The following is a 15,639-nucleotide window of genomic DNA, read 5'->3' as shown; positions in this document are numbered from 1 at the left end:
GCGCTCACGGGCCTGCTCGTGACGACGTTCGCGTTCCTCGGCGTCAACATGTTCCTGTCCGGGCTGCACAGCTACGGCAAGCTGTAAGATTTCCGACGCGGGTCCGACAAAAGACCGCCGGTGCACTGCGTGCCCGGCGGTTTTCTTTTGTAACGGGCGGGCGGTCCGGGCGTCGAACGGCGCAGGATGGGTCGGGTCGAACGCTCATGAAGCGTGCGCGCCGCGCATGCAGGAGGAGCAGCACGATGTGGATCAAACACCCTTTGCGCACCGTACTGACCGGCGGTGATATCGCGCAGAGCCAGATTACGCCGCGCGCAGTGTTCGAGAACCGGCGGCGCGTATTGCAGGCCGCCGGCCTGGCGGCGGCGGGCGGATTGCTCGGGGGCAGCGGCGCTGCGTTCGCCGCCTATGCGTCGCCCGACGCGCGAGTCGCGAAGCTCGTGGCGAAAACCAACCCGAAGTTCGTCGCGGCCGACAAGGTGACGCCGTTCAAGGACATCACGTCCTACAACAACTTCTACGAATTCGGCACCGACAAGGGTGACCCGGCCCAGAACGCCGGCACGCTGAGGCCGCGCCCGTGGCGCGTGAGCGTCGAGGGCGAGGTGCTGCACCCGAAGGTGTTCGATCTCGATGAACTGCTGAATCTCGCACCGCTCGAGGAGCGCGTGTACCGGCTGCGGTGCGTCGAAGGATGGTCGATGGTGATCCCGTGGATCGGCGTGCCGCTGTCCGAGCTGATCAAGCGCGTGCAGCCGACCGGCAACGCGAAATACGTGCAGTTCATCACGTTGGCCGATCCGTCGCAGATGCCGGGGCTGTCGACGCCGGTGCTCGACTGGCCGTACTCGGAAGGGCTGCGGATGGACGAGGCGATGAATCCGCTGACGCTGCTGACGATGGGCGTCTACGGCCAGATGCTGCCGAACCAGAACGGCGCGCCGGTGCGGATCGTCGTGCCGTGGAAGTACGGCTTCAAGAGCGCGAAGTCGCTGGTGAAGATCCGCTTTGTCGACAAGCAGCCGAAGACGAGCTGGAACACGTATGCGTCGAACGAATACGGCTTCTATTCGAACGTGAACCCGAACGTCGATCACCCGCGCTGGAGTCAGGCGACCGAGCGCCGGATCGGCGAGGACGGCTTTTTCACACCGAAGCGCAAGACGCTGATGTTCAACGGCTATGGCGATCTCGTCGCGTCGATGTATCAGGGCATGGACCTGAAAAAGAACTTCTGAGCACGACGGTGAGAAACGACATGCCTCCTTCGACGCTGACGCCGGGGCACGCGTCCGGCACACGCACGGCCACCGCCGGTAGTTCCCGGGCCGGCGCGGTGCGTGCTGCCTCGCCGCGCTGGCTTGTGCCGGCCAAGGTGCTGGCTTTCGCGGCCGGCCTCTATCCGCTCGCACGTCTCGTGCTGTTCGGGCTGACCGACCGGCTCGGCGCGAACCCGATCGAATTCATCACGCGTTCGACGGGTCTCTGGACGCTGGTGATGCTCTGCCTCACGCTCGCCGTCACGCCGCTTCGTCGCGTGACGGGCGTTCCCGCGTTGCTGCGCTTTCGCCGGATGATCGGCCTGTTTGCGTTCTTTTACGCGACGCTGCATTTCACGACGTATCTGTGGTTCGACAAGTGGTTCGACGTGCTCGCGATCCTGAAGGACGTCGGCAAGCGTCCGTTCATCACGGTCGGCTTCGCCGCGTTCGTGCTGCTGATTCCGCTGGCCGCGACATCGTCACGCGCGATGGTGCGCCGGCTCGGCCGTCACTGGGCGACGCTGCATCGCGCAATCTATGCGATCGCGCTGTTCGGCGTGCTGCATTTCTGGTGGATGAGGGCAGGCAAGCACAATCTCGCGCAGCCGAAGCTCTACGCGACGATCGTCGCGGTGCTGCTCGGCTGGCGGCTGCTTGAATGGGGCTGGCGGCGCGTTCGTGCGTGACGATGCGGGCCCGAAAAAAACAAAAGGCGATGACGGGAAGTCATCGCCTTGGTCGCGAAGGAAACCGCGCGAGCGGCGGCGCGCGATTACTGCGTGGCGGCCGGGCCGGATGCCGGCGTCGCGGCCTTCGACGCATCGCTCGACAGCTCCGGCGACAGCGTGAGCGGCGTGCCGGAAGAATCGGGAATGCTGTCGGACGACGCGTTTTCGTCGGTCGGCGTGACGTCGGACGGCGGCGCGTCCTGCTGCTGGATGGGCTTCGCCGGCAACGGGGGCACGGTGGGCAGATAGAGCGGGCCGCGTTGACCGCAGCCGGCGAGAATCGCCAAAGCCGCTACAATCGCGCTCATCCGGAAAACGACTCGCATGATCGTCCCTGAACAATTTAACCGATAGAGTTTAGCATGTCCGATACTGAATACCTGGCCCGTGCCGAGGCCGTGCTGGCGGCCGTCGAGCGTACCGTGGACGCCGCGAACGACGGCGATCACGACATCGATCTGGAGCGCAACGGCAGCGTGCTGACGCTGACGTTCGAGAACGGCTCGAAGATCATCGTCAATCTCCAGCCGCCGATGAAGGAACTGTGGATTGCCGCGAAGGCGGGCGGATTCCATTACCGTTTCGTGGACGGCGAATGGCGCGATACGCGTACCGGCACCGAGTTCTTCGCGGCGCTCACCGACTACGCGACGCAGCAGGCCGGCCTGCCGATCACATTCGGCGCGTAACGTCCGGCACTCGCCCGGCCGGGCGCCGATACGCCGGATCGAAGCACAAAGAAAAAGCGCCCCGCGGGGCGCTTTTCTCATGCTCGGGCCGTTTGAGTCAGTGGCCGCGGAACAGGTTCATGATGTCCTGCTTCTCCTGCTCGTCGACGTGCGGCACCGCTTCGTCGGTGCTCTGCACCGCCGGCGCCTGCGGCACGCCGACCGTCGACACGAAGCCGTGCCCCGGCGTGAACTCGGTAAAGTACAGCTCGCTGCCGAGCGCCTGGACGTCGTCCGGCATCGCCGGCTTGAACTCCGGCACGCCCTTCAGCGCCGCGCCCATGTAGTCGATCCAGACCGGCAGCGACAGGCCGCCGCCGGTTTCGCGATCGCCGAGGCTGCGCGGGTTGTCGTAGCCGATCCATGCGATCGCCGCGAGCGTGCGCTGGTAGCCGGCGAACCACGCGTCGTGCGAGTCGTTCGTCGTGCCGGTCTTGCCCGCGAGGTCGGTGCGCTTCAGCACGTTGGTGCGCGCGCCCGTGCCGCGCTGCGCGACGCTCTGCAGCAGGCTGTTCATCACGTATGCGTTGCGCGCGTCGATTGCGCGCGGCGCGTTCTGTTCGGCGATGAGCGGCTGCGCACGTGCGACGATCGCGCCGTTCGGATCGGTCACTTCGGCGATCAGGTACGGATTCACACGGAAGCCGCCGTTCGCGAACACCGAGTACGCGCCGGCCATCTGCAACGGCGTGACCTGGCCAGCGCCGAGCGCCATCGGCAGGTAGGCCGGATGGCGCTCGGCGTCGAAGCCGAAGCGCGTGATGTACTGCTGCGCGTATTTCGTGCCGATGTGGTTCAGGATCCGGATCGACACGAGGTTGCGCGAGCGCTGCAGCGCGGTGCGCATCGACATCGGGCCTTCGAAGCCGCCACCGTAGTTCTTCGGTTCCCACGGCTGGCCGCCGGTTTCCGCGGCGCTGAAATACAGCGGGCCGTCGTTGATCACCGTGGCCGGCCCGAGGCCCTTGTCGAGCGACGCCGAGTAGATGAACGGCTTGAACGACGAACCCGGTTGCCGCCACGCCTGCGTGACGTGGTTGAACTTGTTCTTGTTGTAGTCGAAGCCGCCGACGAGCGAGCGGATCGCGCCGTCCTGCGGGATGATCGAGATGAACGCGCCTTCGACCTGCGGCAACTGCGTGATCGACCACTTGCCGGCGTCGTTCTTCACGACCCGGACGATCGCGCCCGGGCGGATGCGGCGGTTCGGCTGCGCGCTGGCCGACAGCGCGCCCGACGCGAAGCGCAGGTTGTCGCCTTCGATCGTCGCGCTGCTGCCGTCGATGAAGGCGACGGTGATCTGGCGCGGGGTGGCCGCGGTGACGACCGCCGCGATCAGCTCGCCGTTGTCGGGGTGCTCGAGCAGCGCATCGTCGATCGCCTGCTCGCGGTCGTCGGCGCCGGCCGGCAGCTCGATGAAGCCTTCCGGCCCGCGATAGCCGTGGCGGCGCTCGTAATCCATGATGCCCTTGCGCAGCGCGGTGTACGCGACCTGCTGGTCGGCGGAATCGATCGTCGTGACGACGTTGAAGCCGCGCGTGTAGGTTTCCTCGCGGTACTGCGCGTACATCATTTGTCGGACCATTTCCGCGACGTACTCGGCGTGCACGCTGAACTCGCGGCCCGCGCCCTTGACGACGAGCGGCTGCGCAACGGCTTCGTCGTACTGCGCGCGCGTGATGAAGTTCAGATCGAGCATCCGCTGCAGGATGTATTCCTGGCGCACCTTCGCGCGCTTCGGATTGACGACCGGGTTATACGCGGACGGCGCCTTCGGCAGCCCCGCGAGCATCGCCGCTTCGGCGAGCGTGATGTCCTTCAGATCCTTGCCGAAATACACGCGTGCGGCGCTCGCGAAGCCGTACGCCCGCTGGCCGAGATAGATCTGATTCATGTAGACCTCGAGAATCTGATCCTTCGTCAGCGCGCGCTCGATCCGGTACGCGAGCAGCATCTCGTAGATCTTGCGCGTATAGGTCTTCTCGCTCGACAGGAAGAAGTTGCGCGCGACCTGCATCGTGATCGTGCTCGCGCCCTGGGACGCATGGCCGTTCGTCAGCGCGACGAAGCCGGCGCGGGCGATGCCGGTGAGGTCGACGCCGCCGTGATCGTAGAAGCGCGCGTCCTCGATCGCGAGGATCGCCTTCTTGAGCGAGTCGGGCACGTCCTTGAAATGGACGATGTCGCGGCGTTCCTCGCCGAATTCGCCGATCAGCACGTGATCGGACGTATAGATCCGCAGCGGTACCTTCGGACGATAGTCGGTCAGCGCTTCGAGCGACGGCATGTTCGGCCATGCGACGACGAGCGCGTAGCCGAGCACGAGGCCGCCGGCCACGACGAGGGCCACGCACATCGCGGCGAGGCCGATCAGGACTTTCAGCCACCAGGACCGCTTCTTCGGCTCGGGCGCGGGAGGCGGGGACGTAGGAGACGTGGATTGCATAGGCATACCGGAAAACAGTCCCGCGATTATAGCTGCCCGGTAAGACCGGTCCTGACGCGGGGGGCGCCCGCCTGAAAGCGGCGAATCGCGGTGCCGCCAGCATAGCGTCCGCGCGGCCGTTCCGCGCCATGGCTGGCCGTCCGGCCGACTGTTGGGCACGCGCGCCGCTTTGCAGAATCAGGCCTCGGAATCGCGGCGTGGGCCGCAACGATCGCGGGAGGCTGGGATGGCAGGACGATGGGCGGCGCGGTTCGCGCCGGGCAGGCACCGTTCGACGGGCATCGACGTCGGGGCGGACGAGGTGAGGGTGGCCGTGCTGAGCCGGCGCGGCCGGGTCGTGGATGTGCGGGTCGAAGGGCTCGAGCGGGAGCCGGTGGGACTGGCGGGCGGGCCGGATGACGCGCGTTGGGCCGCGGTCGCACGTGCGTTGTCGGCGGCCGTGTCGCGGTTGTCGGCGGCGGGCGTGCACTGCGACGCGCGCGGCGTGATGGCGTTGCGCGACGACGAGATGCGGACCGCGACGCTCGACCTGGCCGGGCGCGACGACATCGCGGACGCCGCCCGGCAGGCGGCCGAACGGATCTCGGGCCTGGCGCCCGACAGCCTCGCGTTCGACTGGCGGCAGGACGACGGTGCGTGCCAGGGCGAGATTGCGGTCGCCGTGGCGCCGCAGGCATTGCTCGAGCGGCGGATCGACGTGGCCGCGCAGGCCGGCATCGACCTGACGGCCGTCGACGGCGAGTCGGCCGCCGCGCTGCGCGCGTTGCGCTATGCCGCGCAGTTCGAACTCGACGCGCACGGCCCGTACGCCGCATTCTGGTTCTGCGACACGGGCGTGCGCGGCTGGCGGGTCGATGGCGCGATCGCCGCGCCGGTGCTCTCGGTATCCGCCGACGTGCAGGCGGCATTCCCCGACGCATTGCGCCAGTGCGTGTTGGAGCCGGTGCGCTGCGTGCTCGTGGCAGGTGACGAGCGCTGCATCGCCCGCTGCGGCACGTCGGTCGCCGATATCGGCGACGCGCTCGGGGTGGCTGCGGTGCCGTTCGACTGCACCGGATGGGATGGGCTGCCGGGCGTGTCCGCCGGCGCGCCGGGCGGTCCGGCGTTTGCCCTCGCGGTGGGGCTGGCGCTGCGCGGGGTGTGGGAATGACGGCCGACACGGGGTTCGGGCGGGTGGCCGCCAGCCATGCCGCGCTCGGCGGCTTCAATCTGCTGCCGTACCGTGAGCGGCTGGCGCAGGCATTGCGGCGGCGCCGTGCCACGCAGTGTGGGGCGGCGATCGTGCTCGGCATACTCGGGGCCTGCGTCTGGACGGGGGCGGCGACAGTGTGGCGATGGCGCGTGGATGTCGAGCGTACGCGTGTGGAGGCGCGGCTGCGGCAGTTGCAGCCACGGGTCGATGCCGCACGGCGCGCCGCCGGCGCGGCCGCCGATCTCGCGCAACGCGATGCGCGGGCGGTCGTGCTTGCCGCGCCTTACCAGCGCGTTGCCGGGCTGCTCGTGACGCTGGCGCAGGTGCGCGACGACACCGTTCGGCTCGAGGCCTTGCGCACGACATCGTCCGGCGCCGTGCTCGATGCGCGCGCGACGAGTTACCGGGCGGCCGTGCGATGGCTCGTACGAATCGCGGCCGAGCAGCGCGAGTGGCGATTCGATGTCGGTGCGCTGACACCGGCTTCGGCCACGCCGGTCACAGGCTCGGCCGTGCCGTTCCGGTTTTCCGTGCAGGTGCGCTGGTACGACGCGCCGCCGCGGCAGAAGGCAGCGGGAGGCGACGCATGACGGTGATCGTGCATCGGTCCACGCGTGACGGTGCCGAGTGGCTCGGCCGCGTGACGCGGATGTCGCCGGCCGCGGCGCATGCCGTCGGCTGCGTGCTGGCATTCGCGTTCGTGATGGCGGGCAGTATTCATCTGATGGATGCCGTCGACGCGAGCGGACTTGCACGCAGTCGCGCGTTGCTGGCAACGGCACAAGTGCGTGCCGCCGACGCACAGCGGCTGCTCGCGGCCGCGCCACGGCGCGACATGGGCCCGGCTGCCGGGCGCATCCCCAGTTCGCCGCGTGCGCCGGGGTGGCCCGCGCTGATGCTGGAGCTGGCGGACCTGGCCGGCGTGAGCGGACTCCGGATCGTGTCGATCGAACCGCGGCGCACTGACGATGCGGTGCCGGATGGCCGTCGCACGGTGCGGATCATCGCCGATGGCGGTTTTCCGGCGCTGCTGCGGCTGATGGGCGGGCTGGCGAGTTTTCCCGCGCTGGTGGTGCCGTCGAGGCTGCATATCGAGCGGAAACCGCCCGAGTCGCGGGTGGACATGACGATCGACGTGTTTCCTGCACTGTCGGGGGCCCGTGTCCCGGATGGCACGGTGCCGGTGCTTGCCGGTGCGCCGAGCGACGATCCATTCGGCGGCGCCGGTTCGCCCACGGTGACCGTCGATACGGCGCCGCGCCTGGCCGGCACGATTCGCGACGTACGCACCGGGCTCGCGCTGTTCGACGCGGGCGACGGCGTATTCGCGACCGTCGCGCCGGGCGAAGCGTTCGGGGTGTCGCGCGTGGTGAGCGTCGATGCCGGTGCCGTGACGCTTGCGACGGCCGATGGCGCGCGCCGGTTCGTCGTGGACGACGGAGGTCGCCCATGACGAAGTGTGGACGATGGGCGATCGCATTCTGGGTCGGATCGCGCGTGGCCGCGGCGCATGCGGCGCTCCCGCCTCTGCCCCCGTTGCCGCCGGCTGGCTGGCCGATCGCATCGATGCAGGCGCACGCACAGGACACACCGCTGCCGCAGGGCGCGCCCGGCGGCGCGGACGGCGTGGACGTTGCAGCGCCCGCGCATGATGGCCCGCTGCCGTTCGATCAGGCGACGCGCGCGGCGCGTCAGGCGGACACAACCGCACCGGTGCCCCCGCTGGAAGGGCCGCCGGTTCCATTGCCGCCGCCGACGCGCATGAGCGACGCCGCGGCACGGCATCCCGGTGATGCGGGCGACGCGCGGCGGATCTCGCTGAATCTGCAAGGTGCCGGGCTTGCTGCCGCGTTCGACGCGCTCGCGCGATTCACCGGGCTCAACATCATCGTCGGCGAACAGGTGCGCGGCACCGTGACGTTACGTCTGAACAATGTCCGCTGGCGCGATGCGTTCGACACGTTGCTCGACACGCACGGGCTGGCGATGTCCCGGCGCGGCAACGTGATCTGGGTCACGCCGGCGGCCGAACTCGCAGCGCGGGAGCGCGAGCGCTTCGAAACCCACGCACGCGCGGCCGAGCTGGAGCCGCTCGCCAGCCGGACCTTCGCGCTGCATTACCCGCGCGCGCAGGACGTGCAGCGGCTGCTGGCCGGGGCGACCGGCCAGCGCCTGCTGTCGAAGCGCGGCGCCGCGGCGGCGGATTCGCGCACGAACCTGTTGTTCGTCACCGATCTTGCGCCCCGCATCGTGCAGATCGCGGGCCTGATCGACGCGATCGACCGGCCGTCGCGGCAGGTCCGGATCGAGGCGCGCATCGTCGAAGGCGAGCAGGGCTTCTCGCGCAACCTCGGCGCGCGCGTCGCGCTGCGCGCGCAGGGACGGGCGCCCGCGGCCGACGGCGCGGCATTCGCGACGGACACGCGCAACGCGCTCGACCTGGCCGCCCGACCGCTCGGCGGCTTCGAGGCGGCGACGGCCGGCTTCACGTTGTTCGCCGCGCCGCTCAGCCGCGTGCTGGACGTTGAATTGAGCGCGCTCGAGGCGCAGGGACGGGGCCAGATCGTATCCAGCCCGCGCGTGGTGACGGCCGACCGCGTGAAGGCGATCGTTGAACAGGGCTCGGAGTTGCCGTACCAGGCCAAGGTCGGCAACGGCGTGAGCGGCGTGCAGTTCCGCCGTGCGACACTGAAGCTCGAGGTCGAGCCGCAGATCACACCCGACGGGCGCGTCGTGCTCGACCTGGACGTGACGAAGGACAGCATCGGCGAGCCGACGGCGGCCGGCCCGGCGATTCATACGAAGCACGTCCAGACGCGCGTCGAGGTCGAGGATGGCGGAACGGTCGCGATCGGCGGGATTTACGAGCAGTTGAACCGGGACGATGTGACGCGGGTGCCGCTCTTGGGCAAAATACCGGTACTGGGCGCGCTTTTCCGGCACCGCGCGCGGCGTGACCAGCGCAGCGAACTGGTTGTCTTCATCACGCCGACGGTCGTCGGCGCGCGTTGCAAGACGGCCGGCGCGGGCGACGCGGATGCGGGAAAAACGGGGCCGGAAGCCGATGGCGCAGGCTCGACAAGGCAGCCGCTTTGCCAGTAAGCTGCGCCACACACCAGCAAGATTCAAGCAGAGGAAGCCGTTGCAAGCGCGGGACCCACATGCAAACGTATTTTTCGTCGGCCTTATGGGAGCGGGTAAGACCACCGTGGGCCGCGCGGTCGCGCGCCGGCTCGACAGGACGTTCTTCGACTCCGACCACGAAATCGAGGCCCGCACGGGGGCGCGCATTCCGGTGATCTTCGAGATGGAAGGCGAGGCCGGGTTTCGCGACCGCGAATCGCAGGTGATCGCCGATCTCACGCAGCGCGAGAACATCGTGCTCGCGACGGGCGGCGGCGCGGTGCTGCGGCCCGAGAATCGCGATTGCCTGAAAGGCAACGGCATCGTCATCTATCTGCGCGCCAATCCGCACGATCTGTGGCTGCGCACACGCAAGGACAAGAACCGCCCGCTGTTGCAGACCGACGATCCGAAGGCGCGTCTCGAAGCGCTCTACGAAGTGCGCGACCCGCTGTACCGCGAATGCGCGGACTTCATCATCGAGACCGGCCGCCCGTCGGTCAACGGCCTCGTCAACATGGTGCTGATGCAACTCGAACTGGCAGGCGTCATCGCCAAGCCGCTACAAGCATGATTACCGTCAACGTCGACCTGGGCGACCGCGCCTACCCGATTCACATTGGTGCCGGCCTGATCGGCCGCACCGAACTGTTCGCCCCTCACATCACCGGTTCGTCGGTCACGATCGTCACGAACACGACGGTCGATCCGCTCTACGGCGACGCGCTGCGCGCGGCGCTCGCGCCGCTTGGCAAGCGCGTATCGACGGTCGTGCTGCCGGACGGCGAGGCCTACAAGAACTGGGAAACGCTGAACCTGATCTTCGACGGCCTGCTGACCGAGCGCGCCGACCGCAAGACGACGCTCGTCGCACTCGGCGGCGGCGTGATCGGCGACATGACCGGCTTCGCCGCCGCGTGCTACATGCGCGGCGTGCCGTTCATCCAGGTGCCGACGACGCTGCTGTCGCAGGTCGATTCGTCGGTCGGTGGCAAGACGGGCATCAACCACCCGCTTGGCAAGAACATGATCGGCGCGTTCTACCAGCCGCAGGCCGTAATCGCCGATATCGGCGCGCTGACCACGTTGCCCGATCGCGAGCTGGCGGCCGGCGTGGCCGAGGTCATCAAGACGGGTGCGATTGCCGATGCGGCATTCTTCGACTGGATCGAGGCGAACGTCGATGCGCTGAACCGCCGCGAGCCGGCCGCGCTCGCTCATGCGGTGAAGCGCTCGTGCGAGATCAAGGCAAGCGTGGTCGCGGCCGACGAACGCGAAGGTGGGCTGCGTGCGATCCTGAACTTCGGCCATACATTCGGCCATGCGATCGAGGCCGGGCTCGGCTATGGCGAGTGGCTGCACGGCGAAGCGGTCGGCTGCGGGATGGTGATGGCGGGCGACCTGTCGGTGCGGCTCGGCCTGCTCGACGAAGCGTCGCGGCAGCGGCTGGATGCGGTGATTGCCGCCGCACATCTGCCGGTCCGCGGGCCGGCACTCGGCGATGCGCGCTACATGGACCTGATGCGCGTCGACAAGAAGGCCGAAGCCGGTGCGATCAAGTTCATCCTGCTGAAGCGATTCGGCGATACGCTGATCACCCAGGCGCCCGACGAAGCCGTGTTCGCGACCCTGGCGCAGACGACCCGGTAACGGCGCCCCGGATGCCCCGGCGCCCCTGACATGGAGGAGACGTGAGCGAGACATCCAGCAGCAAACCGACCAAAGCCGGCCGCGCATCCGTCGCGGCGCTGGCCGAGCCGCCGACGCTGGCGGCGCTGGAAGCCCATCTCGCTCCGTATGCCGCCCACGCGTCGCAGTCGCGCGGCCGCCGCCATCAGGAAACGCCGCCGGCGGCGCGCACCGAATTCCAGCGCGACCGCGACCGCATCGTTCATTCGACCGCATTCCGCCGGCTCGAATACAAGACGCAGGTCTTCGTCAATCACGAAGGCGACCTGTTTCGCACCCGCCTCACGCACAGCCTCGAAGTCGCGCAGATCGCGCGTTCGGTCGCGCGCAACCTGCGGCTCAACGAGGATCTCGTCGAAGCGATCTCGCTCGCGCACGATCTCGGTCATACACCGTTCGGCCATGCCGGGCAGGACGCGCTGAATGCGTGCATGCGCGAGCACGGCGGCTTCGAGCACAACCTGCAGAGCCTGGCTGTGGTCGACGAGCTCGAGGAGCACTACGGCGCGTTCAACGGCCTGAACCTGTGCTTCGAGACGCGGGAAGGCATCCTCAAGCACTGCTCGCGCGAGAACGCGCGCAAGCTCGGTGCGCTCGGCGAGCGTTTCCTGCAAGGCCGCCAGCCGTCGCTGGAAGCGCAGCTCGCGAACATCGCGGACGAAATCGCATACAACAACCATGACGTCGACGACGGCCTGCGCTCCGGCCTGATCACGATCGAGCAGCTCGCCGAAGTCGAGCTGTGGCAGCGCCACTACGACGCGGCGCTCGCCGAATTCCCGCATCTCGAAGGCCGCCGACTCGTCCACGAGACGGTGCGCCGCATCATCAACACGCTGATCGTCGACCTGATCGACGAGACCACGCGCAATCTCGCGCGCGTCGCGCCCGCGTCGCTCGACGACGTGCGCGCCGCGCCGCCGCTGGTGGCGCACAGTGACGCGATCGCCGCGCAGGCGGCGGCCCTCAAGCGTTTCCTGTTCAAGAACCTGTATCGCCACTACAAGGTGATGCGCATGGCGAACAAGGCGCAGCGCGTCGTCACCGGGCTGTTCGACGCGTTCATCGACGATCCGCGCCTGCTGCCGCCGCCGTACCAGTCGGACGACGAAGCGCAGCAGCCGCGCCTCGTCGCGCACTACATCGCCGGCATGACCGACCGCTTCGCGCTGAAGGAATATCAGCGCCTGTTCGTCATCAACGACAACTGACTGTCACAAACGATCACTAGACTTCGCCGGTTCAATGGCGATGGGAATGTTGCACACGCTGTTGGTAACGTTTTCATAGGAGAGAGGTCGATGAAGAAGAAGCCTGCGGGGACCGTGGTTCGCTCGATCGCGCTGGGCGGCGCGCTCATGTTCGGTATGCAGCATGCGGCGTTCGCCGTGACGGAGATCCAGTTCTGGCATGCGATGGAGTCGGCGCTCGGCGAGCGCGTGAATGAACTCGCCGCGCAGTTCAATGCATCGCAGGGCGACTACAAGATCGTGCCGGTGTTCAAGGGCACCTACGACCAGGCACTCGCGGCGGGCATCGCCGCCTATCGCAGCGGCAACGCGCCGGCGATCCTCCAGGTCTATGAAGTCGGCACCGCGACGATGATGCAGGCGAAGAAGGCTGTCGTGCCCGTCTACGACGTGTTCAAGCAGGCCGGCGTGCCGCTCGACGAAAAGGCGTTCGTGCCGACCATCGCGAGCTACTACAGCGACGCGAAGACGGGCCATCTCGTGTCGATGCCGTTCAACAGCTCGACGCCGGTGCTTTACTACAACAAGGACGCGTTCAAGAAGGCCGGGCTCGATCCGAACCAGCCGCCGAAGACGTGGGCCGACGTGCAGGCCGACGCCGAGAAGCTGCGCAAGTCCGGGATGGCGTGCGGTTTCACGACCGGCTGGCAGGGCTGGATCCAGCTCGAGAACTACAGCGCATGGCATGCGCTGCCGTTCGCGAGCCGCAACAACGGCTTCGACGGCACCGACGCGGCGCTCGAATTCAACAAGCCGCAGCAGATCGCGCACATCGCGTTCCTGCAGCAGATGCAGAAGGACGGCACGTTCACGTATGCGGGCCGCAAGGACGAAGCGTCCGCGAAGTTCTACAGTGGCGACTGCGGGATCCTGACGACGTCGTCGGGCGCGCTCGCGAACGTGCAGAAGTTCGCGAAGTTCAGCTACGGCACCGGCATGATGCCGTATGACGCGAACGTGAAGGGCGCGCCGCAGAATGCGATCATCGGCGGCGCGAGCCTGTGGGTGCTGGCCGGCAAGGATCCGGCGACCTACAAGGGCGTCGCGAAATTCCTCGCGTTCCTGGCTTCGCCGCCGATCGCCGCGAAGTGGCACCAGGAAACGGGCTACCTGCCGGTCACGACGGCCGCGTACGACCTCACGCGCCAGCAGGGCTTCTATGCGAAGAACCCGAGCGCGGAAACCGCGATCAAGCAGATGATGAACAAGCCGCCGCTGCCTTATACGAAGGGGCTGCGCCTCGGCAACATGCCGCAGATCCGCACGGTCGTCGACGAAGAGCTGGAGCAGGTCTGGGCGCAGAAGAAGTCGCCGAAGGACGCACTCGATTCGGCCGCGTCGCGCGGCGACGAGCTGCTGCGCCGCTTCGAGAAGTCGGGCGGCTGAGCCCGCATCGCGTTCGTGCTGCAGGTCGCCGCGCCGCATGGGCGCGCGCGGCCGGCGGCGCGGTTCCCTTCCCGTTTTGCCTGACCGGATGCCCGCGATGCAATCCCGTTCCCGTTTCGGCGCGAGCCTGCTGCCGTACCTGCTGATCGCGCCGCAGCTCGCGATCACCGCCGTGTTCTTCCTGTGGCCGGCCGGCGTCGCGCTGTGGCAGTCGACGCAGATGCAGGATGCGTTCGGCACGTCGAGTGAATTCGTCGGCTTCGCGAACTTCACGCACCTGTTCGCCGATCCGCTGTACCTCGACTCGTTCCGCACGACGCTGGTGTTCAGCTCGCTCGTCACGGTCGGTGGGCTCGCCGTGTCGCTGTTGCTCGCCGCCTGCGCCGACCGCGTGATCCGCGGCGCGCGCGTGTACCGCACGCTGCTGATCTGGCCGTATGCGGTCGCACCGACGATCGCGGCCGTGCTGTGGGCGTTCCTGTTCAACCCGAGTATCGGCCTCGTCACCTATGCGCTCGCGAAGGGCGGCATCGTGTGGAATCACGCGCTGAACGGCGGCCAGGCGATGTTCCTCGTCGTGCTGGCGTCGGTGTGGAAGCAGGTGAGCTACAACTTCCTGTTCTTCTACGCGGGGCTGCAGGCGATCCCGCGCTCGCTGATCGAAGCGGCGGCGATCGACGGTGCCGGGCCGGTGCGGCGTTTCTTCCACATCGTGCTGCCGCTGCTGTCGCCCACGAGTTTCTTCCTGCTGGTCGTGAACCTCGTCTACGCGTTCTTCGATACGTTTCCGGTGATCGACGCGGCCACCGCGGGCGGCCCCGCGCAAAGCACGAAGACGCTGATCTACAAGATCTTCACGGAAGGCTTCCAGGGGCTCGACATCGGCAGTTCGGGCGCGCAGTCGGTCGTGCTGATGATCATCGTCGTCGGCCTGACGGTGATCCAGTTCCGCTTCGTCGAACGCAAGGTGCAATACGCATGATCGAAAATCGCAAGGGCTTCGACCTGTTCTGCCACGCAGTGCTGATCGCGGGCGTCGTGCTGATCGTGTTCCCGGTGTACGTCGCGTTCTGCGCGGCGACCATGAACGCGCAGGAAGTGTTCACGATCCCGCTGTCGCTGGTGCCGAGCACGCACCTGTTGGAGAACATCGCTTACATTTGGGGGCACGGCAGCGGCGGCACGACGGCGCCGTTCGGCCGGCTGCTCGTCAACAGCTTCGTGATGGCGCTCGGGATCGCGGTCGGCAAGATCGCGGTGTCGATCCTGTCCGCGTATGCGATCGTCTATTTCCGCTTCCCGTTCCGCAACACTGCGTTCTGGCTGATCTTCATCACGCTGATGCTGCCGGTCGAGGTGCGGATCTTCCCGACCGTGCAGGTCGTGTCGACGCTGAACCTGACGAACACCTACGCCGGGCTCTCGCTGCCGCTGATCGCATCGGCGACCGCGACGTTCCTGTTCCGCCAGTTCTTCATGACGCTGCCCGACGAGCTGATGGACGCCGCGCGCATCGACGGCGCGGGGCCGCTGCGCTTTTTCCGAGACGTCGTGCTGCCGCTGTCGAAGACGAGCATCGCGGCGCTGTTCGTGATCACGTTCATCTACGGCTGGAACCAGTATCTGTGGCCGATCCTGATCACGACGGAGGCGTCGCTGTCGACGGCGGTGGTGGGCATCAAGACGATGATCGCGAGCGGCGACGCCGCGACCGAATGGCAATACGTAATGGCGGCGACGCTGCTGGCGATGATTCCGCCGCTCGTCGTCGTGCTGGCGATGCAGCGCTGGTTCGTGCGCGGCCTCGTCGATTCCGAGAAATGAACCACGGA

The 15,639-nt window shown here is 67.6% G+C and carries 15 protein-coding genes; 13 read left to right on the top strand and 2 right to left on the bottom strand.

Going from position 1 to position 15,639, the window contains the following annotated elements; all coding sequences use genetic code 11:
* Positions 1 to 245: 245 nt before the first annotated feature.
* Both msrP and msrQ read left to right on the top strand, forming a co-directional pair.
* Positions 246 to 1,241: a protein-methionine-sulfoxide reductase catalytic subunit MsrP gene (gene msrP, locus DIE23_RS25575; RefSeq protein ID WP_124614653.1), complete on the top strand. Its 996-nt coding sequence runs from the start codon at positions 246 to 248 to the stop codon at positions 1,239 to 1,241.
* Between the two features lie 20 nt (positions 1,242 to 1,261).
* On the top strand, positions 1,262 to 1,951 hold the full coding sequence (msrQ, locus tag DIE23_RS25570) for a protein-methionine-sulfoxide reductase heme-binding subunit MsrQ (RefSeq protein WP_124614652.1): 690 nt from the start codon (positions 1,262 to 1,264) through the stop codon (positions 1,949 to 1,951).
* An 86-nt stretch (positions 1,952 to 2,037) separates the two neighbouring features.
* Here the strand turns inward: msrQ and lptM are convergent, their stop codons facing one another.
* Entirely contained in the window at positions 2,038 to 2,319 is a 282-nt protein-coding gene (lptM, locus tag DIE23_RS25565) for an LPS translocon maturation chaperone LptM (protein ID WP_124614651.1), read from the bottom strand.
* A gap of 36 nt (positions 2,320 to 2,355) precedes the next feature.
* Here lptM and cyaY point away from each other — a divergent pair, with 36 nt between their 5' ends.
* A complete protein-coding gene (cyaY, locus tag DIE23_RS25560) occupies positions 2,356 to 2,682 on the top strand; it encodes an iron donor protein CyaY (protein WP_124614650.1) in 327 nt (108 codons plus the stop codon).
* Positions 2,683 to 2,779: 97 nt separating this feature from the next.
* Here the strand turns inward: cyaY and DIE23_RS25555 are convergent, their stop codons facing one another.
* Positions 2,780 to 5,167 (bottom strand): penicillin-binding protein 1A, encoded by a 2,388-nt coding sequence (locus DIE23_RS25555; RefSeq protein WP_124614662.1) that lies wholly within the window; start codon positions 5,165 to 5,167, stop codon positions 2,780 to 2,782.
* 226 nt (positions 5,168 to 5,393) lie between these two features.
* On the opposite strand from DIE23_RS25555, the gene DIE23_RS25550 reads away from it, so the two are divergent.
* The 10 genes from DIE23_RS25550 to ugpE all read left to right on the top strand — a co-directional run bounded on the left by DIE23_RS25550 (position 5,394) and on the right by ugpE (position 15,631).
* Positions 5,394 to 6,317: a competence protein ComA gene (locus DIE23_RS25550; RefSeq protein WP_124614649.1), complete on the top strand. Its 924-nt coding sequence runs from the start codon at positions 5,394 to 5,396 to the stop codon at positions 6,315 to 6,317.
* Positions 6,314 to 6,949 (top strand): fimbrial protein, encoded by a 636-nt coding sequence (locus DIE23_RS25545; RefSeq protein WP_124614648.1) that lies wholly within the window; start codon positions 6,314 to 6,316, stop codon positions 6,947 to 6,949. The genes DIE23_RS25550 and DIE23_RS25545 overlap by 4 nt, the downstream gene beginning before the upstream one ends.
* A complete protein-coding gene (locus DIE23_RS25540) occupies positions 6,946 to 7,812 on the top strand; it encodes a pilus assembly protein (protein WP_124614647.1) in 867 nt (288 codons plus the stop codon). The genes DIE23_RS25545 and DIE23_RS25540 overlap by 4 nt, the downstream gene beginning before the upstream one ends.
* Positions 7,809 to 9,461, top strand: a complete 1,653-nt coding sequence (locus DIE23_RS25535; RefSeq protein ID WP_124614646.1) for a type IV pilus secretin PilQ — start codon at positions 7,809 to 7,811, stop codon at positions 9,459 to 9,461. The genes DIE23_RS25540 and DIE23_RS25535 overlap by 4 nt, the downstream gene beginning before the upstream one ends.
* Before the next feature lie 40 nt (positions 9,462 to 9,501).
* Positions 9,502 to 10,056 carry a shikimate kinase gene (locus DIE23_RS25530; protein WP_124501196.1) on the top strand — a complete coding sequence of 185 codons (555 nt, stop codon included), beginning with the start codon at positions 9,502 to 9,504 and terminating at the stop codon, positions 10,054 to 10,056.
* Positions 10,053 to 11,132, top strand: coding sequence for a 3-dehydroquinate synthase (aroB, locus tag DIE23_RS25525; protein WP_059692381.1), 1,080 nt, complete (start codon positions 10,053 to 10,055; stop codon positions 11,130 to 11,132). The genes DIE23_RS25530 and aroB overlap by 4 nt, the downstream gene beginning before the upstream one ends.
* A 41-nt stretch (positions 11,133 to 11,173) precedes the next feature.
* A complete protein-coding gene (locus DIE23_RS25520; RefSeq protein WP_124614645.1) occupies positions 11,174 to 12,382 on the top strand; it encodes a deoxyguanosinetriphosphate triphosphohydrolase in 1,209 nt (402 codons plus the stop codon).
* Positions 12,383 to 12,472: 90 nt separating this feature from the next.
* Positions 12,473 to 13,807, top strand: coding sequence for a sn-glycerol-3-phosphate ABC transporter substrate-binding protein UgpB (gene ugpB / locus DIE23_RS25515; RefSeq protein ID WP_124614644.1), 1,335 nt, complete (start codon positions 12,473 to 12,475; stop codon positions 13,805 to 13,807).
* 97 nt (positions 13,808 to 13,904) lie between these two features.
* Positions 13,905 to 14,789, top strand: a complete 885-nt coding sequence (gene ugpA / locus DIE23_RS25510; protein WP_124614643.1) for a sn-glycerol-3-phosphate ABC transporter permease UgpA — start codon at positions 13,905 to 13,907, stop codon at positions 14,787 to 14,789.
* Positions 14,786 to 15,631 carry a sn-glycerol-3-phosphate ABC transporter permease UgpE gene (gene ugpE / locus DIE23_RS25505; protein WP_059599794.1) on the top strand — a complete coding sequence of 282 codons (846 nt, stop codon included), beginning with the start codon at positions 14,786 to 14,788 and terminating at the stop codon, positions 15,629 to 15,631. Before ugpA ends, ugpE begins: the two co-directional genes overlap by 4 nt.
* Positions 15,632 to 15,639: the final 8 nt, after the last annotated feature.

This window comes from Burkholderia sp. Bp9143 (assembly GCF_003853645.1).
Lineage (GTDB): Bacteria > Pseudomonadota > Gammaproteobacteria > Burkholderiales > Burkholderiaceae > Burkholderia.
The sequence above is the reverse complement of the archived record's forward strand: the minus strand, read 5'-3'. Positions and strand labels throughout refer to the sequence as shown.

Bases quoted from the DNA above. Each gene is read 5' to 3' on its own strand.
- aroB (WP_059692381.1), top strand. From the start codon at position 10,053: ATGATTACCGTCAACGTCGACCTGGGCGACCGCGCCTACCCGATTCAC.
- DIE23_RS25545 (WP_124614648.1), top strand. From the start codon at position 6,314: ATGACGGCCGACACGGGGTTCGGGCGGGTGGCCGCCAGCCATGCCGCG.
- ugpA (WP_124614643.1), top strand. From the start codon at position 13,905: ATGCAATCCCGTTCCCGTTTCGGCGCGAGCCTGCTGCCGTACCTGCTG.
- ugpB (WP_124614644.1), top strand. From the start codon at position 12,473: ATGAAGAAGAAGCCTGCGGGGACCGTGGTTCGCTCGATCGCGCTGGGC.
- DIE23_RS25535 (WP_124614646.1), top strand. From the start codon at position 7,809: ATGACGAAGTGTGGACGATGGGCGATCGCATTCTGGGTCGGATCGCGC.
- lptM (WP_124614651.1), bottom strand. From the start codon at position 2,319: ATGCGAGTCGTTTTCCGGATGAGCGCGATTGTAGCGGCTTTGGCGATT.
- ugpE (WP_059599794.1), top strand. From the start codon at position 14,786: ATGATCGAAAATCGCAAGGGCTTCGACCTGTTCTGCCACGCAGTGCTG.
- DIE23_RS25550 (WP_124614649.1), top strand. From the start codon at position 5,394: ATGGCAGGACGATGGGCGGCGCGGTTCGCGCCGGGCAGGCACCGTTCG.
- msrP (WP_124614653.1), top strand. From the start codon at position 246: ATGTGGATCAAACACCCTTTGCGCACCGTACTGACCGGCGGTGATATC.
- cyaY (WP_124614650.1), top strand. From the start codon at position 2,356: ATGTCCGATACTGAATACCTGGCCCGTGCCGAGGCCGTGCTGGCGGCC.
- DIE23_RS25540 (WP_124614647.1), top strand. From the start codon at position 6,946: ATGACGGTGATCGTGCATCGGTCCACGCGTGACGGTGCCGAGTGGCTC.
- DIE23_RS25555 (WP_124614662.1), bottom strand. From the start codon at position 5,167: ATGCAATCCACGTCTCCTACGTCCCCGCCTCCCGCGCCCGAGCCGAAG.
- msrQ (WP_124614652.1), top strand. From the start codon at position 1,262: ATGCCTCCTTCGACGCTGACGCCGGGGCACGCGTCCGGCACACGCACG.